Origin of the sequence: Thauera sp. K11 (assembly GCF_002354895.1) — a bacterium.
Classification (GTDB): Bacteria; Pseudomonadota; Gammaproteobacteria; order Burkholderiales; family Rhodocyclaceae; genus Thauera; species Thauera sinica.
The window spans coordinates 450,914-468,578 of record NZ_CP023439.1 but is presented as its reverse complement, the minus strand read 5'-3'; the positions used below and the strand labels follow the sequence as shown (position 1 = coordinate 468,578).

Sequence of the window (17,665 nt, the reverse complement as noted above, 5' to 3'; positions counted from 1 at the left end):
GGCCCGTCCGCGCCGCCCGCGGTGCGCGGGCACCGCGAGACGCGCACGACGGGCCGCCGGAATCGACCGTTCAGCGCGAGTAAACGTTCAGCCCGGGGAAGAAGAACGCCACTTCGACGGCGGCCGTTTCCGCGGCGTCGGAGCCGTGCACCGCGTTGGCGTCGATGCTGTCGGCGAAATCGGCGCGGATGGTGCCCTTGTCGGCCTTCTTCGGGTCGGTCGCGCCCATCAGCTCGCGGTTCTTGGCGATGGCGTTCTCGCCTTCGAGTACCTGGATCATCACCGGGCCGGAGGTCATGAACGACACCAGGTCCTTGTAGAACGGACGCTCCTTGTGCACCGCATAGAACTGGCCTGCTTCCTGCTCGGACAGGTGCACCATCCTGGCGGCGGCGATCTTGAGGCCGGCGTCTTCGAAACGCTGGTAGATCTTGCCGATCACGTTCTTGGCGACGGCGTCGGGCTTGATGATGGACAGGGTGCGTTCGATGGCCATGGAAAAACTCCGGGCGGGTTTTGGAAAAGCGTTGGATTTTAACAGGTTTTTGCGCCCGCCCGATTACGGTACGAGAACCGCGGACGCGGACGCGGGCGGCGCCCGGTTTCAGGCCCGGACGCGCGAAGCCTCGCCGCGGTGGCGCAGCCAGCCGATGAAGAGCGGCATCAGCGACAGGGCGACGATGCCGAGGATCACCAGCGTGAGATTGTTCTTGATCACCGGCAGGTTGCCGAACCAGTAGCCCGCCAGCACCAGCGGCCCCACCCACAGCGCGGCGCCGGCCACGTTGAAGGCGAGGAAGCGGCGGTACTCCATCGTCGCCATCCCTGCGACGAAGGGCGCGAAGGTGCGGATGAGGGGCATGAAGCGCGCGATGACGATCGTCTTGCCGCCGTGCCGCTGGTAGAAGTCGTGGGTCTTGTCGAGCGCGCGCCGGTTGAAGAAGCGGCTGTCGGGCCACTGCGAGATGCGCCCGCCGAAGCGTCTGCCGATCGCGTAGTTCACCGAATCGCCGAGCGCCGCGGCGGCGAACAGCACGCCGATCAGGATGCCGGGGTCCATGCCGCCGCCGGCTGCGAGCGCGCCGGCGACGAAGAGCAGCGAGTCGCCGGGCAGGAAGGGCATGACCACCAGGCCGGTCTCGCAGAACACGATGAGAAAGAGGATCGCGTAGATCCAGTTGCCGTGCGCGGCCAGCAGTTCGGCGAGATGGCGATCGACGTGCAGGACGAGATCGACGAAAAAAGTCAGGTATTCCATGAAGCATCCGCTCTGAGAAGTCGCGCGATTCTACCCGAGCCCGGCCCGCCCCGCCGGCCGCGATACACCGGGAAACACCCACGGCCCTTTTCTCCCTCCCGCCGGCGGCAGAAGCGCGAAACCCGGCGCAAGGCCGGGTTTCGCGTGGTTTCAGCACCCCGCCGGCACTACATCATGTCCAGGGCACGCGGCAGCCACAGCGACATCGTCGGCCAGTAGGTGACGAGCACCAGGAACACCAGCATGGACAGCAGCCAGGGCCACACGGCGACGGTGAGTTCGGTGATGCCCATCTTGGTGATGCCGCTGGCCACGTACAGATTCAGGCCCACCGGCGGATGGCACATGCCCACCTCCATGTTCACCACCATGATGATGCCGAAATGCACCGGGTCGATACCCAGCTTGATCGCGATCGGGAACAGGATGGGTGCCAGGATCAGCACGATCGACGAGGGCTCCATGAAGTTGCCCGCGATCAGCATCAGGATGTTGGCCATGATCAGGAAGCCGATCACCCCCACGCCGGTGCCGATCATGAAGTCGGCCATCGCCTGCGGGATGTTCTCGTGCGTGAGCAGGAAGGAGAACAGCACCGCGTTGGTGATGATGTAGAGCAGCATCGCGCTCATGTTCGCCGAGTTCAGCAGCACCTTGGGCACGTCCTTCATGCTCAGGTCCCTGTACACGAACACCGCGACGAAGAACGCATACACCGCGCTCATCGCCGCCGCCTCGGTCGGCGTGAAGATGCCGGTGTAGATGCCGCCCATCACCACCACGATCAGGAACAGGCCCCAGGCCGAATCCCGGAACGCCTTGGCGCGCTGCTGCCAGCTCGCCCGGGGCTGGCGCGGATAGCCGAACTTGCGCGCGCGGTACCAGGTGGTGACGCCCAGGAACACCGCCAGCATCAGCCCGGGCACCACCCCGGCCATGAACAGCGCCCCCACCGAGGTGTTGGTCGACACCGCGTACATGACCATCACGATGGAGGGCGGGATCAGGATGCCGAGCGCCCCCGAGGTGGTGATCACCCCGGCGCCGAACTTGCTCGGGAAGCCCTGTTTGACCATGGCCGGCAGCAGGATCGAGCCGATCGCCACCACTGTCGCCGGACTCGAACCGGACACCGCGGCGAACAGCGCACACGCCATCACGCCGCCCAGGCCCAGCCCGCCGTACCAGTGCCCGACCATGGAGGTGGCGAAGTTGATCATGCGCCGCGCCACGCCGCCGTGGGTGAGGAAGTTGCCGGCCAGGATGAAGAACGGGATCGCCATGATCTCGAACTTCTCGATGCCGGTGAAGAGTTTCAGCGCCACCGACTCGATCGGCACCTGGGTCATCGTGAACAGGAAGGTCAGCACCGTGAGGCCGAGCGAGATCGAGATCGGCATGCCGGTGAGCATCAGCACCAGCAGCAGGACGAAGATGATGGCCGCGCTCATTGCTTGTCTCCTTGCCGCTCGTCTCCGTTCTCGCCCATCTGGCGATGCCGCAGGTCGTGCGGATGCAGGTTGTCACCCATGTCGTAGGGGTTGGCATCGACCGGCAGGTGCGCCTCGTCGATACCGTCGACATGGCCGTGGTCGTGGTGCGGCAACTCGCCGGTGCGGATGAAGCCGGCCATGACCTGCAGGAAGCGGAAGCACATCAGGTACGAACCGAGCGGGACCGCGGCATAGACCATCCAGGTGGGCCACTCCAGGTCGGGCGTGGTCGGGCCCTCGTAGAGATCGCCGGTGTCCATGCCCAGCCAGGTGAGGATCTGGTAGTGCGCACCGTTCTCGAACACGAAGGTCGCCCCCAGCGTGCCGACGATGCCGGTGAAGAGCGCGCCGGCGGCCAGCCCGATGATGATGAACCTGGCGCGGTTACGCTCCGACAGGCGGTTTATGAGCACGTCGACGCCCACGTGGATGCCGGTGCGCACGCCGTAGGCGGCGCCGAACTTGGCCATCCACACGAACATGATGATGGTCAGTTCCTGCGTCCAGCCCAGGTTCAGCCCCAGCAGCCAGTCCTGCACCAGCGGGATGTCCAGCCCCGAGCCGTAGCGGTGCACCACCGACACGAAGATGATCAGCGTCGCCGCCCCCATGAGGAAGGTGATCAGCCATTCCTCCAGGTGATCGAGAAGTCTCAGCATGAAAGCCTCCTGCAAGAAAAACGCCCGCGAGCGCGCAAGCAGCCGGCGGGCGTGTGCAGCGGAGAAGGAACGGGCCTCAGAACCTGGACGGATCGAAGCCGGTTTCCTTGTAGATGGACTGGATCAGGTCGGCGCCGATGCGCGACTCCATCTTCTTGTGCACCGGCACGAGGGCTTTCTTGAAGGCCAGGCGTTCGGCATCGGTCAGCTTCACCACCTGGGTCTTGCCCGAAGCCTGCACCGCCTCGAGCGCCTTGTCGTTCTCTTCCTTGGCGATCCTGTTGGCGTAGTCGGTGGATTCCTGCATCGCCTTCTCGAGCTGGGTACGCACGCCGGCGGGCAGGCCGTCCCAGAACTTCTTGTTGGTGATCACCGCATAACCGAGGTAGCCGTGATCGGTCAGCGCGAGATGCTTCTGCACCTCGTGCATCTTCTGCGTATACAGATTGGAGATCGGGTTCTCGGTGCCATCCACCACCCCGGTCTGCAGCGCCTGGTACACCTCCGAGAACGCCATCACCTGGGGCAGCGCCTTCAGCTCGCGCATCTGTTCCTCGAGCACCTTGGACGACTGGATGCGCATCTTCTTGCCCCTGAGATCCTCAGGCGTCTTGATCGGCGTATTGGCGGAGAAGGACTTGAAGCCGTTGTCCCAGTAGGCCAGGCCCTTGATGCCCTTGGATTCCAGCTTGGCGAACAACTGCCTGCCCACCGCACCCTTGGTCACCTTGTGCAGGTCGTCGTAGCCGTCGAAGATGTACGGCAGGTCGAACACCTCGAATTCCTTCACGCCGAGCGGACCGAACTTGGCCAGGGACGGTGCGAGCACCTGCACTGCGCCCAACTGCAGCGCCTCCATCTCTTCCTTGTCCTTGTACAGCGTGCTGTTGGGATAGACCTCGACCTTGACCGCACCGCCGGTGTATTTTTCCGCGAGTTCCTTGAACTTTTCGGCCGCCTTGCCCTTGGGCGTATCGTTGGCGACGACGTGGCTGAACTTGATCACGATGGGCTCGGCCGCCACCGCCGCCGCAGACAGCCCGACGGCGACCAGACCGATCAGTAGCGCGCGAATCTTCATGACTCCCTCTCCTTTGTGTGAAAACGTCTTTATCGGTAGCGTCCGGAACGGCTCGTCCGGATGGACGCCCGGGCGTTCGGCGGGCCGCGGCCCGCAGGCCACGGCCTGGGCGTGGCCGCAGTATCTGGCCGGAAATTCGCGCTTGCCTATTGTGGACATCCGCAAGTACGGCGGCCCGCACCGCCGCACGCATCGCTGAGCCCGACTGCGATGGAAGCCGTCCCCGCCGCCGATCAGCCCGCGCGTTCGCGCTGGCTCAGCCACCTGCCCTATCTCGCGCTCGCCCTGTTCCTCGGCGCGATCACCGCGCTGGTATGGCTGACGCGCCAGCGCGACGCCGACGAACAGCAGGCGGCGCTCATCAGCGACGTGTTGTGGATGGAGCAGAACCTGCGCTTCCAGCTCGACCGCAACGAGGCCAGCCTGCAGCAGCTCGGCCCCGGGCTGCTCGGCGACGGCCCGTTGTCGCCGCAGACGGAAGCGCAGTTGCGGCATCTGCTGAGCGCCGAGCGCGGGCTGGTCCGCGTCACCTGGCTGTCGCCCGACCAGCGCGTGGTCGGCGCGCTGCCGCCGCATGCCGGCGATGCCGGCACCTACGCGAAGCCGGCGGAAGCGGACGGAGCACTGACCTTCGCACTCGCGCGCGGCGGCGAGCAGCCGATATACGGGCCCGCGTACCGCGCCGCCGACGGCGAGGCGCGCTTCGAGGTCCACGTGCCGATATGGACGGATCAGGGCCTGCTGGGCGTGGTGGTGGGCGTCTATTCGCTGCCGAACCTCGTCGTCCGCGAATTGCCGTGGTGGTTCTCCGAGCGCTACCGGGTCGCGGTACACGATACGGACGGCGTCGAGATCGCCGCGCGCTCGAAGATCGCGCCGCTGGCCGCGCAGCGCAGCTACACCACGCCGCTCGAGCCCCCCGGCCACGGACTCACCCTGCAGGTCACCGCCTACAAGAGCGAGACGCGCTGGGTGACGCTGCTGCTCGGCGGCGCCATCGTGCTGTTCGGCGTGGTCATCGTCTGGAGCGTGTGGCAGTTGCGGCGCCAGCTCGCACGCCGCCAGGCGGCGGAAGCGGCATTGCGCGAAGAGTCCGCCTACCGCAAGGCGATGGAGAACTCGATGATCACCGGCATGCGGGCGCGCGACCGCGAAGGGCGGCTCACCTATGTGAACACGGCCTTCTGCCAGATGACCGGCTACAGCGCCGACGAGCTGCTCGGCCACAAGGCGCCGATGCCCTACTGGGACCCGGAGCACCTCGAGCAGACCTTCGAGCTGCACAAGCAGATCCTGACCAGCGGCTCGGCCCCCGGCGGCACCGAGGTCCAGTTGCGGCGCAAGAATGGCGACGTGCTCGACGTGCTCATTTTCGAGGCGCCGCTGATCGACGCGCAGGGGCGCCACACCGGCTGGATGGGCTCGGTGCTGGACATCACCGAACGCAAGCGCGCACGCGAACTCGCCCGCCAGCAGGAAGAACGCCTGCAGGCCACCTCGCGCCTGGTGACGATGGGCGAGATGGCGTCCACGCTGGCCCACGAACTGAACCAGCCGCTGGCCGCGATCGCCACCTACAACAGCGGCTGCATCAATCGCCTGAAGATGGCGGCGCCGGACGGCGACGAACTGCTCGGGATCCACGAGAAGATCGGCCGCCAGGCCCGGCGCGCGGGCGAGATCATCCGCCGGGTGCACGATTTCGTGCGCCGTGCCGAACCCAAGCGCGAACCGCTCGACCTGAATGCGGTGATCCGCGATGCGGTGGGCCTGCTCGAGGCCGACGTGCGCAAGCGCGGCATGCACATCGTCACCGACCTCGTTGCCGGCCTGCCGGCGGTGGAAGCCGATGCGGTGATGATCGAACAGGTGGCGGTCAACCTGGTGCGCAACGGCATGGATGCGATGCAGGCCAACCCCGCCGACCGCCGCCTGGTCCACATCGCCACCCGCCTGGAGGGCAGCCACGTGACGGTCCGCGTGGCCGACCGCGGCGCGGGCATCTCGCCCGAAGCCGCCGAGCGGCTGTTCCAGCCCTTCTACACGACCAAGGCCGAAGGCATGGGCATGGGGCTCAACATCTGCCGCTCGATCGCCGAACTGCACCACGGCCGCCTGGGCTTCGAACCCAATCCGGGTGGCGGCACCGTCTTCATCCTCACGCTTCCCGTGGAGCCCGCATGACCGCCATCGCCCACATCATCGACGACGACGAAGCCATTCGCGATGCGCTCGCCTGGTTGCTCAAGACGCGCAACGTCCCCTGCCGCGTGTGGCCGGGCGGCGAAGCCTTCCTCGCCGAATGGCAACCCGGCTGGCGCGGCTGCATCGTGCTCGACATCCGCATGGCCGGCATGAGCGGGCTGGAATGCTTCGACCTCCTCAACACGCGCGGCAGCATGCTCCCGGTGATCTTCATCACCGGCCACGGCGACGTGCCGATGGCCGTCGCGGCACTGAAGAAAGGCGCCTTCGACTTCATCGAGAAACCGTTCAACGACCTCGACCTCGCCGCCCTGGTCGAGAAAGCGATCGCCCACGACTGCGCGCAACAGCGCGCGGCCGCCGACCGCGACACGATCGAGGCGCGTCTGACCACACTCAGCACGCGCGAGCGCGAGGTGATGGAACTGATCCTCGACGGCCTCTACAACAAGGTCATCGCCGACCGGCTGTCGATCTCGATGCGCACCGTCGAGGCGCATCGCTCGCGCGTGTTCGAGAAGATGCGTGTGCGTTCCGCGGTCGAACTGGCGCAGATGCTCACCACCCTGCGCAGTTGATCCGCCGCGCATCCCGCGCGCGGGCGAACGGGTGGCGCAGACCACCCGCCGGCAATCAGGCGCGCGTCCGCCACACCGGTTCGATGCCCGCCTCGCCCGGCGCGCAGGCGAATCCGGCGGCGCAGCCGATGCCCCCCGCCCAGGCCGGAACGCCATCGACCTCCAGCACGGGCAGCCGCTCGCGCAGCCAGGCGGGAATCCCCGCCTCCTGGCACAGATTCTTGAAGCTGCGGCGAGGCCGGTCCGCCGCCATGCGCAGGCGCAGTCCCGACGCGCGCGGAACCAGCCGCAGCGCCGCACCACGCTCGAGCATCGCCCGCGACAGCCCCGCACCGACGGCGGGAGCGAACGCCACCCAGCCGCCCGCCCAGGGCAGGCGCGGCTCGCCGCACCACGGCTGCGGCGCCGGTGGGACGGGCGGTTCCGCGTCTTCGAGCCAGATCCGGCCGCGATAGGCGCAACATGCCAGCGCTCCGAGGGACAGGCGCAGGGGGTGCTGCGCCGCGGTTCCGCGCAACTGCCGCAGGGCCTCGGCCAGCCGGTTGCGCGAAGGCGCCGCGGCCCCATGCCGCCGCGCCTGCCAGCGCAGCAGGTTGGCGAGCCGGGCATCGTCCAGGCGCAGCAGGGCATCGCGTTCGAGCATCGTGCCGCCGCACGCGGCCTCGTCGAGCGCCGCGAGCTGGTCGAGCAGTTCGCCGGCTTCGCGGAAATGCCCGGCGGCGCGCGCCAGGACCGGCACCACCGCCGGAAAGGCCGGCTCGATGGCGGGAACGATGCGATGGCGGATGTCGTTGCGGGCGAAGCGGGGATCGGCGTTGCTCTCATCCTCGATCCAGGCCAGGCCGCGTTCCCGCGCCCAGGCCGCGATCCGCGCCCGGCGCAGGCCGAGCAGCGGACGCAGGCGCCCGGCGCGCCCATCGGCCGGCGGTTCCATCTCCGCCATCGCCGCCGCGCCCCGCACGCCGGTCCCGCGGAAGAGGCGGAACAGCAGGGTTTCGGCCTGGTCGTCCTGATGGTGGCCGAACGCCAGCCAGTCGCACGCGACCTGCGCCAGCGCGGCGTGGCGCGCCGCGCGCGCCGCCGCCTCGAGGCCCTGCGGATCGTCGCGCCGCACGGCGACGCGAAAGGAAAGGAAGGGAAGGCCCAGCCGCGCGCAGAGATCGCGGCAGAAGGCGAGCCAGTCGTCCGCGTGCGGGCTGAGTCCGTGGTGGACGTGGGCGGCGCTCAGCGTGAAGCCCAGGCCGTCCCGCGCCTCGCACAGCGCGTGCAGCAGCACGACCGAATCGACGCCGCCGGACAGGCAGCAGCACAACCGGCTGCCGGACGTGACGCCGGCCCGCGCCAGCACGCCGGCAACCGCGCCGGGCACGTCAGGCGGCCTGCTCCTTGAAGCGGCCATAGCCCATCAACTTGTCGATGCGCTGCTCGACCAGCGTGGCCGCGGACAGCGAATCGACCTGGCGCAGCGCCTCGACGAGCGCGCGCTTGAGCGACGCGGCCATCGCCCGGTAGTCCCGGTGCGCGCCGCCCACCGGTTCGTTGACGATCTTGTCGATGAGGCCCAGCGACTTCAGCCGCGCCGCCGTGATGCCCATGGTCTCGGCGGCTTCGGCCGCCTTGTCCGCGCTCTTCCACAGGATGGAAGCGCAGCCCTCGGGCGAGATCACCGAGTAGGTGGAGTACTGCAGCATCAGCACCTGGTCGCCCACCGCGATCGCCAGCGCGCCGCCGGAACCGCCCTCGCCGATGATGGTGCAGATCAGCGGCACCTTCAGTTCGGCCGTCAGGTACAGGCTGTGGCCGATGGCCTCCGACTGGCCGCGCTCCTCGGCGCCGATGCCGGGATAGGCGCCGGGCGTGTCGACGAAGGTGAACACCGGCAGGCCGAACTTCTCGGCCAGCTTCATCAGCCGCATCGCCTTGCGGTAGCCCTCGGGGCGCGGCATGCCGAAGTTGCGCGCGATCTTTTCCTTGGTGTCGCGGCCCTTCTGGTGGCCGATCACCACGCAGCTCTGGCCGTTGAAGCGCGCCAGCCCGCCGACGATCGCCTTGTCGTCGGCGTAGTTGCGGTCGCCGTGCAGTTCCTCGAAGTCGGTGAAGATGTGCTGGACGTAGTCCAGCGTGTAGGGACGCTGCGGATGGCGCGCCACCTGCGCGATCTGCCAGGGCGTGAGCTTGGCGTAGAGATCCTTGGTCAGCGCCTGGCTCTTGGCCTCCAGGCGCGCGATCTCCTCGGAAATGTCGACCGCGGAATCGTCCTGCACGAAGCGCAGTTGCTCGATCTTGGCATCGAGCTCGGCGATCGCCTGTTCGAAATCCAGAAAGGTGGTTTTCATCCAGCCATTCTCAGAAAAAAACGGCAGCCATTGTAACCCCTGCGGCCGGGAAGCCGCTCCACCCGCAGGCGCAGCATGCGGGCGGCGAACGGACCGTAATCAAATGAGGATGACAGAAACCCCTCAAATCGGGCATGATTTCTGCTGTCGAAACAAACAGAAGGAGTAGCGGGGCCGTGCGGGCGCCGCGCCATGGAAATATTCATCCTGATCGCGCTGATCATCCTGAACGGTGCATTCGCCATGTCCGAAATCGCCCTCGTCACCGCACGCAGGGCCCGTCTCGCACGCCTCGCCGAGGACGGCGACACCGCCGCCGCGGTAGCCATCAAGCTGGGCGAGGAGCCCACCCGCTTTCTCTCCACCATACAGATCGGCATCACCTCGATCGGCATCCTCAACGGCATCGTCGGCGAAGCCGCGCTCGCCGAGCCGTTCGCCCGCTGGCTGCAGCGCCTGGGCATGGACGGCGACGTCAGCGGCATCGTGGCCACGGTGCTGGTCGTGATGGTCATCACCTACGTCTCCATCGTCGTCGGCGAACTGGTGCCGAAGCGCATCGGACAGATCAACCCGGAAGGCATCGCCCGGCTCGTGGCGCGGCCGATGAACGCGCTCGCCATCGCGTCGCGGCCCTTCGTGCGGCTGCTGACCTGGTCGACGGCGCTGCTGCTGAAGGTGATGGGCAAGCGCGACGAGAGCGGGCCGAGCGTCACCGAGGAAGAAATCCACGCGCTGCTCGAAGAAGGCTCGGAAGCGGGCATCATCGAGAAGAGCGAGCACGAGATGGTGCGCAACGTGTTCCGCCTCGACGATCGCCAGATCGGCTCGCTGATGGTGCCGCGCTCGGACATCGTCTGGCTGGACATCACGCGCCCGCTCGACGAGAACCTCGCGCGCATGGCCGAATCGAACCACTCGCGCTTCCCGGTATGCCGCGGCGGCCTCGACGAGATCCTCGGCATCATCTCCTCGAAGCAGCTCTTCAACCAGACGCTCAAGGGCGGCAAGGCCGACCTCACGCACCAGTTGCAGATGCCGGTGTTCGTCCCGGAATCGCTGACCGGCATGGAACTGCTGGAGCAGTTCCGCGCCTCGAGCACGCACACCGTGTTCGTCATCGACGAATACGGCGAGGTGCAGGGCATGGTCACGCTGCAGGACGTGCTGGAAGCGGTGACGGGCGAGTTCCAGCCGCACAGCCTGGAAGAAGCCTGGGCGGTGCAGCGCGAGGACGGCTCCTGGCTGCTCGACGGACTGATCCCGGTCCCCGAACTCAAGGACCGGCTGGAACTGAAGACCGTGCCCGAGGAAGAGCGCGGCCGCTATCACACCCTGTCGGGCATGGTCATGTGGCTGCTGGGCCGGCTGCCGCATACCGGAGACATCACCGTTTGGGAGGACTGGCGGCTGGAAGTGGTCGATCTCGACGGCAAACGCATCGACAAGGTGCTCGCCAGCCGTGTTCCGCCCGCCCCGAGCCCGAGGCCGGCAACCTGACGACGGAACACCCCGACAACTGACACATGCCATGTCCGCGCCGGGATGGCTGCGGGCCGGATGCTGCCGCGGCGACGCGGCCATCGCCGGTGCGCGATGAAACTTTTGCGGACCCCGCGCCCTCTCTAAGCGGAGCCGATGCCGGCGGAAACGGACTCCGCCGCATGCGGTCTGCCGGGCGCGGACCGGACACGCGCGGATGGGGCCGTACGGCATCGCATGCGACCGGGCACGGCCACCTGTCCGTCCTTCCTCGCTGTGTATCTCTGCGGCCGGCTCGCCCGGCCGCCGACGGCTGCGTCCGTGCGGGCCCGCGCCTGGCGCAAGACAGCGGACACGGGCGGAAGACCGCACGGGAAGCGGAACAACATTTTTTGGCTTGAGAGGAAATTCGATGCGGCGTGACTTCGGAGTGACCGAAGCATGAAACTGATGCTGATCGTCCTGCTGCCCTTCGTCGGCAGCCTGGTCGCGTCCTTTCTGCCGGCACATGCACGCCGTGCCGGCGCTGCGCTGGCGGGAGCGGTGGCGCTGGCTTGCACGGCGCTGGTGGCCGGCCTGTACGCGGAAGTGGCCGAGGCCGGCGTCGTGCGGTTCGCTGTGCCGTGGGTGATGGGCCTGGACTTTTCGCTGCGCATCGACGGCCTCGCCTGGCTGTTCGCGGCGCTGGTGACGGTGATGGGCGCGCTCGTGGTGCTGTACGCGCACTACTACATGTCGCCGGCCGATCCGGTGCCCCGCTTCTTCTCCTTCTTCCTCGCCTTCATGGGATCGATGCTGGGCGTGGTGCTGTCCGGCAACCTGATCCAGCTGGTGTTCTTCTGGGAACTGACGAGCCTCGTCTCGTTCATGCTGATCGCGTACTGGAACCACCGCATCGACGCCCGCCGCGGCGCGCGCATGGCCTTGATCGTCACCGGCACGGGCGGACTGTGCATGCTGGCGGGGATCATCATGCTCGGCCAGATGGCCGGCGGCTACGAACTGGACGACGTGTTCGCCGCCGGCACGGCCATACGCCAGCATCCGTGGTATCCGGCCGCCCTCGCCCTGATCGCCCTGGGCGCCCTGACCAAGAGCGCCCAGTTTCCCTTCCACTTCTGGCTGCCGCATGCGATGGCTGCGCCGACGCCCGTATCGGCCTACCTGCACTCGGCCACCATGGTGAAGGCGGGCGTGTTCCTGCTGGCGCGGCTGTGGCCGGTGCTGGCCGGCAGCGAGGCATGGTTCTGGATCGTCGGCGGCGCGGGGCTGTGCTCGCTGGTGCTGGGCGCCTACGCGGCGACCTTCCAGCGCGACATGAAGGGCGTCCTCGCCTACTCGACCATCAGCCATCTCGGCCTGATCACCCTGCTGCTCGGCCTCAACAGCCCGCTGGCGCTGGTCGCGGCCGTGTTCCACGTCGTCAATCACGCCACCTTCAAGGCGTCGCTGTTCATGGCGACCGGCATCGTCGACCACGAAACCGGGACGCGTGACATGGGACGCCTGAGCGGGCTGCGCCATGCGATGCCCCTGACCGCCTCGCTCGCCCTCGTGTCGGCGGCGGCCATGGCCGGGGTGCCGCTGCTCAACGGCTTCCTGTCGAAGGAGATGTTCTTCGCCGAAACCGTGTTCATCGACCGCGCCGATCCCGCCCACGTACTGCTGCCGCTGGTCGCGGTGGCCTCGAGCACGTTCAGCGTGGCGTATTCCCTGCGCTTCATCCTGCAGGTCTTCTTCGGCCCCCGCGCCACCGACCTGCCGCGCAAGCCCCACGAACCGCCGCTGTGGATGCTGCTGCCGAGCGCGCTGCTGGTGCTGGCCTGCCTGGTGGTGGGCATCCTCCCCGACTGGGCGCTGGGCACGCCGCTGTCGATGGCGGTGGGCTCCGTGCTGGGCGCGAACACCCCCACGTACAGCCTCGCGGTCTGGCACGGCCTCAACCTGCCGCTCTTGATGAGCGCGATCGCGCTGGTCGGCGGCACGGTGCTGTACCTCGTGCTGCAGCGGCGGCAGGCGACGGGCGTGCTGCTCGTCTTCCGCCTCGACGGCAAACGCGCGTTCGAGTGGAGCATGGCGCGCTTGTCCGCCTATGCCGGCTGGTTCGCGGAGCGCGTCGCCTCGCGCCGCCTGCAGACGCAATTGCTGATACTGGTGCTCTTCGCGGTGGGCGCCGTCATGCTGCCGCTGTGGCGAACCGGCGTGCCCTGGGGCAGCCTGACGCGGCTCTCGGCCGACCCGGCATTCGCGCTGCTGTGGCTGATCGGCGGCCTTTGCGCGCTGGGCGCGGCCTACCAGGCCAAGTATCACCGCCTGGCGGCGCTGATCTTCGCCGGCGGGGCGGGCCTCGCCACGGTGCTGACCTTCGCCTGGTTTTCCGCCCCCGACCTGGCGCTGACCCAGGCCATGGTGGAGGTCGTGACCACGCTGCTGCTGCTGCTCGGGCTGCGCTGGCTGCCGCGGCGCATCCAGGCGCAGGAGGAAGGGCGCCCCGCCGAGCGTGCCAGCGTGCGCGTGCGCCTGCGCCGCCTGCGCGACCTGATGGTGGCGATCGCCGCTGGCGCGGGCATGGCGCTGCTGTCCTACGTGATGCTCACCCGCCCGGTGGCGGAGGGCCTGGCGCCCTTCTTCCTGACGCAGTCGCTGCCGCAGGGCGCCGGCCGGAACGTGGTGAACGTGATCCTGGTGGATTTCCGCGGCTTCGACACGCTGGGCGAGATCACCGTGGTCGGCATCGTCGCGCTCACCGTGTATGCCCTGCTGCGCCGCTTCCGCCCCGCGCCGGAAAGCGTGGCGCCGCCCCTGCAGCAGCGCGAGCAGGAAGTGCCCGAAGCGCCCGATCCGCAGCGCCTCCTGCCGGGCGACTACCTGATGCTGCCCGCGGTGCTGGCGAGGCTGATCCTGCCGATCGCCGTGCTCAGCTCGGTCTTCTTCCTGCTGCGCGGCCACAATGCGCCGGGCGGCGGCTTCGTCGGCGGCCTCATCCTCGCCACCGCCTTCCTGCTGCAGTACATCTTCAGCGGCGTCATCTGGACCGAGGCGCGGCTGCGCGTGCTGCCGCAGCAATGGATCGCCTTCGGCCTGCTCGCCGCGGGACTGACCGGCGCCGGAGCATGGCTGGCATCGCAGCCCTTCCTCTCCGCCCTGGCCTGGCACGGCACGCTTCCCCTCGTGGGGGATCTGCACCTGTCGACCGTGCTCGCGTTCGACCTCGGCGTGTACATGCTGGTGGTGGGCGCGACGGCGCTGATCCTCGTCGCACTCGCCCACCAGTCGCTGCGCAGCCAGCATCTCCAGTGGCGCCGGCCGTCGGACGAGACCGCCACGCGCCTCATGCAGCCGGGAGGAAAATCCTGATGGAGATCATCTATGCACTGGCGATCGGCATCCTGGCCGGTTCGGGCACCTGGCTGCTGCTGCGCCCGCGGACCTTCCAGGTCATCATCGGACTCACGCTGCTGTCCTACGCGGTGAATCTCTTCATCTTCAGCATGGGCAGCCTCAATCTGGACCGCGCGCCGATCATCGACCCCACGCAACCCATCGATCCCGCCCGCTATGCCGATCCCGTGCCGCAGGCCCTGGTCCTCACCGCGATCGTGATCGGCTTCGCCACCACCGCGCTGTTCCTGGTCGTGCTGCTGGCCTCGCGCGGCCTGACCGGCACCGACCACGTCGATGGCGTGGAAGACGGAGGCGAGTCGTGAGCGGCTGGCTGCAGCATTTCCCCATCCTGCCCATCGTGATCCCGCTGCTCGCCGGCGCGGGCCTGCTGCTGCTCGACGATGCCCACCGCCGCGGCCGCGCGGCCGTGGCCCTGACCGCCGGCGTGATGCAACTGGCCGTGGCCCTCACGCTGATGTACGCGGTGGCCGGCGCAGGCGGAGCGTCGCCGTCGGGCATCGAGGTCTATCGGCTCGGCGGCTGGAGCGCACCCTTCGGCATCGTGCTCGTCGTCGACCGCCTGTCGGCACTGATGCTGACCCTGTGCGCGGTGCTCGGCCTCGCCTCGCTGGTATATGCGCTGGCGCGCTGGGATCGCGCCGGCGTCCATTACCACCCCCTGTTCCAGTTCATCCTGATGGGGCTGAACGGCGCGTTCCTCACCGGCGACATCTTCAACCTGTTCGTCTTCTTCGAAGTGCTGCTGGCCGCCTCCTACGGCCTCGCGCTGCATGGTTCCGGCGCGGACCGGGTACGGGCCGGCCTCGCGTACATCGTCGTCAACCTGGCGGCGTCCCTGCTCTTCCTGATCGGGGCCGCGCTCATCTACGGCATCACCGGAACGCTCAACATGGCGGACCTGGCGTACCGCGTACCCGCCCTTTCAGCCGACGATCGCGCCCTGTTCTCGGCCGGCATCGCCTTGCTGGTGCTCGTGTTCCTCGTCAAGGCGGCGGCCTGGCCGCTCAACTTCTGGCTGCCGTCGACCTACAGCGCGGCCAGCGCGCCGGTCGCGGCGATGTTCTCCATCATGACCAAGGTAGGCGTGTACGCGCTGCTGCGCATCGGCTCGGTCCTCGAACCGATCGGCGGATTCGCTTCGCTCGGCGGCGGCGTCTTCGTCGTCGGCATCCTCACGCTCACCTACAGCGCCATCGGCGTACTGGGCGTGCAGAAGCTGGACCGCGTCGCCGGCTACAGCGTGATCGCCTCCTCGGGCACGCTGCTGGCGGCGTTCGGGCTGGGCATGAACGACGTGACGGCCCCCATGCTGTTCTACCTGACCAGTTCCGTCCTCGTGATGGGAGCGTTCTACCTCGTCATCGAGATGACCGAGCGCAGCAAGCCCTACGGCGCGGACCTGCTGGCGGTGACGATCGAGGCTTTCGGCATGGAAACACCGGAGGAAGCGGCGATGAGCGAGGACGTGGTGGGTTTCGCCATCCCCCGCGCCATGGCCTTCATCGGCATGGCGTTCTTCACGTGCACGGTGATCATTGCCGGACTGCCGCCGCTGTCGAGCTTCGTCGCCAAGTTCGCGCTGCTGGTCGCCGCATTCGGCGCCGCGGAGGGCACGGCGGTGCCCGTCACGGTCTGGCTGCTCATGGCGGCGATCCTGGTATCCGGCCTGACGGCGATGATCACCCTGTCGCGGCTCGGCATGCGCATCTTCTGGAGCAGCGAGGCACGGACGACGCCCCGCTTGCCGGTGACCGAGGCCGCGCCCGCCGCGGTGCTGATCTGCCTGTGCATCGCACTGGCGGTGGCCGCCAATCCCGCCATGGAATACATGCGCGCGACCGCCGGCGCCTTGCACGACCCGACGCTCTACATCGAAGCCGTGATGACGTCCGCGCGAGGGGCCGGCCAATGAAGCGCTCCACCTATCGCTCCCTGCTGCCGGCGGTACTGGTACTGCTGCTGGTCTGGCTGCTGCTCAACGAGAGCCTCACTCCGGGCAGCGTGCTGCTCGGGCTGCTGCTGGCGCTCGTGGTCGCCTCCATCCTGCCGTCGGCGCGCCCCCTGCAGGCGCGCGTGCGCCGTCCCCTGGTGGCGCTCCGGTTGCTGCTGCGGGTGCTGCACGACGTCATCCGGTCGAACATCGTGGTCACCGGCATCGTGCTGGGGCCGGAGCATCGGCGCCAGCGCCCCGGCTTCATCCACATTCCGCTCGACCTGCAGGACCCGCACGGCCTCGCCGTGCTGTCGATGATCGTGACCGCGACGCCGGGAACGGTGTGGGCCGAGATTTCGCCCGACTGCCGGATGCTGACCCTGCACATCCTCGAACTCGAGGACGAGGCGGCCTGGCACCACACGATCAAGCACCGCTATGAGCGGCCGTTGATGGAGATCTTCGAATGAGTGCGACGGTGATGAACATCGCCACGCTGTTCGCGTTCGCCTGCCTGGCCCTGGCCATGGGGTTCGCGACCATACGCCTGGTCATCGGTCCGGGGGCGCGGGACCGCGTGCTGGCCTTCGACACGATGTACATCATCGCCGTCATGATGGTGCTGCTGATGGCGGTGCGGTCCGGCACCTCGGTCTATTTCGACGTCGCGCTGCTCATGGCGCTGTTCGGCTTCGTCGGCAGCAGCGCGCTGGCGAAGTTCCTGCTGCGCGGAGAGGTGATCGAGCCGTGATGGATTCGCTTTCCCTGTGGGTCGCAATCCCGGTGGCGCTGCTGCTGTGCGTGGGCGGCGCGCTGACCGCCATCGGCGCACTGGGCCTGCTGCGCCTGCACAACTTCTATTCGCGCGTCCATGCGCCGACGCTCGGCACCACGCTGGGCCTGGGCTGCATCCTGATCGCATCGCTCGCTTCATCGTCCACGCTGGAGCACAAGCCGGTGCTCCACGAACTGTTGATCGGCCTCTTCATCGTCGTCACCGCGCCGATCACCACCATGATCCTGCTGCGCGCGGCCCTGGCCGAGGACCGCCGCAAGGGCCGGCTGCCCGGCCCTGTGCAGACGGAAGGGGAATCGCCGGACGACGCGCCCGAAGAAGAGGAAGAAGAAGGCGATGCAGCCGGGCACCCGCCTTCGTCCGGCGACGAGGGGGCCGGCGTGCGGCGGCACGATACATAGCAAAAAGGAGCGGAGCCCTCGCCGGGCATCCGCTCCTT

Annotated in this window: 16 protein-coding genes; 9 read left to right on the top strand and 7 right to left on the bottom strand. The window is 68.1% G+C overall.

The window, feature by feature from the left end; all coding sequences use genetic code 11:
* Positions 1-70 precede the first annotated feature (70 nt).
* The 5 genes from ndk to CCZ27_RS02185 all read right to left on the bottom strand — a co-directional run bounded on the left by ndk (position 71) and on the right by CCZ27_RS02185 (position 4,491).
* Positions 71-496, bottom strand: coding sequence for a nucleoside-diphosphate kinase (ndk, locus tag CCZ27_RS02205; RefSeq protein WP_096445166.1), 426 nt, complete (start codon positions 494-496; stop codon positions 71-73).
* Between the two features lie 108 nt (positions 497-604).
* Complete coding sequence (locus CCZ27_RS02200) at positions 605-1,258, bottom strand: DedA family protein (protein ID WP_096445165.1); 654 nt, start codon at positions 1,256-1,258, stop codon at positions 605-607.
* Between the two features lie 167 nt (positions 1,259-1,425).
* On the bottom strand, positions 1,426-2,709 hold the full coding sequence (locus tag CCZ27_RS02195; RefSeq protein WP_096445164.1) for a TRAP transporter large permease: 1,284 nt from the start codon (positions 2,707-2,709) through the stop codon (positions 1,426-1,428).
* Positions 2,706-3,410 carry a TRAP transporter small permease gene (locus CCZ27_RS02190; RefSeq protein ID WP_096445163.1) on the bottom strand — a complete coding sequence of 235 codons (705 nt, stop codon included), beginning with the start codon at positions 3,408-3,410 and terminating at the stop codon, positions 2,706-2,708. Before CCZ27_RS02190 ends, CCZ27_RS02195 begins: the two co-directional genes overlap by 4 nt.
* A 76-nt stretch (positions 3,411-3,486) precedes the next feature.
* Positions 3,487-4,491, bottom strand: coding sequence for a TRAP transporter substrate-binding protein (locus tag CCZ27_RS02185; RefSeq protein WP_096445162.1), 1,005 nt, complete (start codon positions 4,489-4,491; stop codon positions 3,487-3,489).
* A 210-nt stretch (positions 4,492-4,701) separates the two neighbouring features.
* On the opposite strand from CCZ27_RS02185, the gene CCZ27_RS02180 reads away from it, so the two are divergent.
* Both CCZ27_RS02180 and CCZ27_RS02175 read left to right on the top strand, forming a co-directional pair.
* Positions 4,702-6,675, top strand: a complete 1,974-nt coding sequence (locus CCZ27_RS02180; RefSeq protein ID WP_096445161.1) for a sensor histidine kinase — start codon at positions 4,702-4,704, stop codon at positions 6,673-6,675.
* Complete coding sequence (locus tag CCZ27_RS02175) at positions 6,672-7,274, top strand: response regulator transcription factor (protein WP_096445160.1); 603 nt, start codon at positions 6,672-6,674, stop codon at positions 7,272-7,274. The genes CCZ27_RS02180 and CCZ27_RS02175 overlap by 4 nt, the downstream gene beginning before the upstream one ends.
* A gap of 55 nt (positions 7,275-7,329) precedes the next feature.
* On the opposite strand, the gene tilS is transcribed toward CCZ27_RS02175, so the two are convergent.
* Together tilS and CCZ27_RS02165 are read right to left on the bottom strand one after the other, a co-directional pair.
* Positions 7,330-8,643 (bottom strand): tRNA lysidine(34) synthetase TilS, encoded by a 1,314-nt coding sequence (tilS, locus tag CCZ27_RS02170; RefSeq protein ID WP_232516534.1) that lies wholly within the window; start codon positions 8,641-8,643, stop codon positions 7,330-7,332.
* A gap of 1 nt (position 8,644) precedes the next feature.
* A complete protein-coding gene (locus tag CCZ27_RS02165; protein WP_096445158.1) occupies positions 8,645-9,610 on the bottom strand; it encodes an acetyl-CoA carboxylase carboxyltransferase subunit alpha in 966 nt (321 codons plus the stop codon).
* 192 nt (positions 9,611-9,802) lie between these two features.
* Between CCZ27_RS02165 and CCZ27_RS02160 the strand changes: the two genes are divergently transcribed.
* The 7 genes from CCZ27_RS02160 (at position 9,803) to mnhG (ending at position 17,627) form a co-directional block, all read left to right on the top strand.
* On the top strand, positions 9,803-11,110 hold the full coding sequence (locus CCZ27_RS02160; protein WP_096445157.1) for a hemolysin family protein: 1,308 nt from the start codon (positions 9,803-9,805) through the stop codon (positions 11,108-11,110).
* Between the two features lie 423 nt (positions 11,111-11,533).
* Entirely contained in the window at positions 11,534-14,449 is a 2,916-nt protein-coding gene (locus CCZ27_RS02155) for a monovalent cation/H+ antiporter subunit A (protein WP_096445156.1), read from the top strand.
* Positions 14,449-14,799, top strand: coding sequence for a Na+/H+ antiporter subunit C (locus CCZ27_RS02150; RefSeq protein WP_096445155.1), 351 nt, complete (start codon positions 14,449-14,451; stop codon positions 14,797-14,799). The genes CCZ27_RS02155 and CCZ27_RS02150 overlap by 1 nt, the downstream gene beginning before the upstream one ends.
* Positions 14,796-16,409, top strand: a complete 1,614-nt coding sequence (locus tag CCZ27_RS02145; RefSeq protein WP_096445154.1) for a monovalent cation/H+ antiporter subunit D — start codon at positions 14,796-14,798, stop codon at positions 16,407-16,409. Before CCZ27_RS02150 ends, CCZ27_RS02145 begins: the two co-directional genes overlap by 4 nt.
* On the top strand, positions 16,406-16,900 hold the full coding sequence (locus tag CCZ27_RS02140) for a Na+/H+ antiporter subunit E (protein ID WP_096445153.1): 495 nt from the start codon (positions 16,406-16,408) through the stop codon (positions 16,898-16,900). Before CCZ27_RS02145 ends, CCZ27_RS02140 begins: the two co-directional genes overlap by 4 nt.
* On the top strand, positions 16,897-17,181 hold the full coding sequence (locus tag CCZ27_RS02135) for a K+/H+ antiporter subunit F (RefSeq protein ID WP_096445152.1): 285 nt from the start codon (positions 16,897-16,899) through the stop codon (positions 17,179-17,181). The genes CCZ27_RS02140 and CCZ27_RS02135 overlap by 4 nt, the downstream gene beginning before the upstream one ends.
* Positions 17,181-17,627, top strand: coding sequence for a monovalent cation/H(+) antiporter subunit G (gene mnhG, locus CCZ27_RS02130; protein WP_096445151.1), 447 nt, complete (start codon positions 17,181-17,183; stop codon positions 17,625-17,627). Before CCZ27_RS02135 ends, mnhG begins: the two co-directional genes overlap by 1 nt.
* The last annotated feature ends 38 nt before the right edge of the window (positions 17,628-17,665 follow it).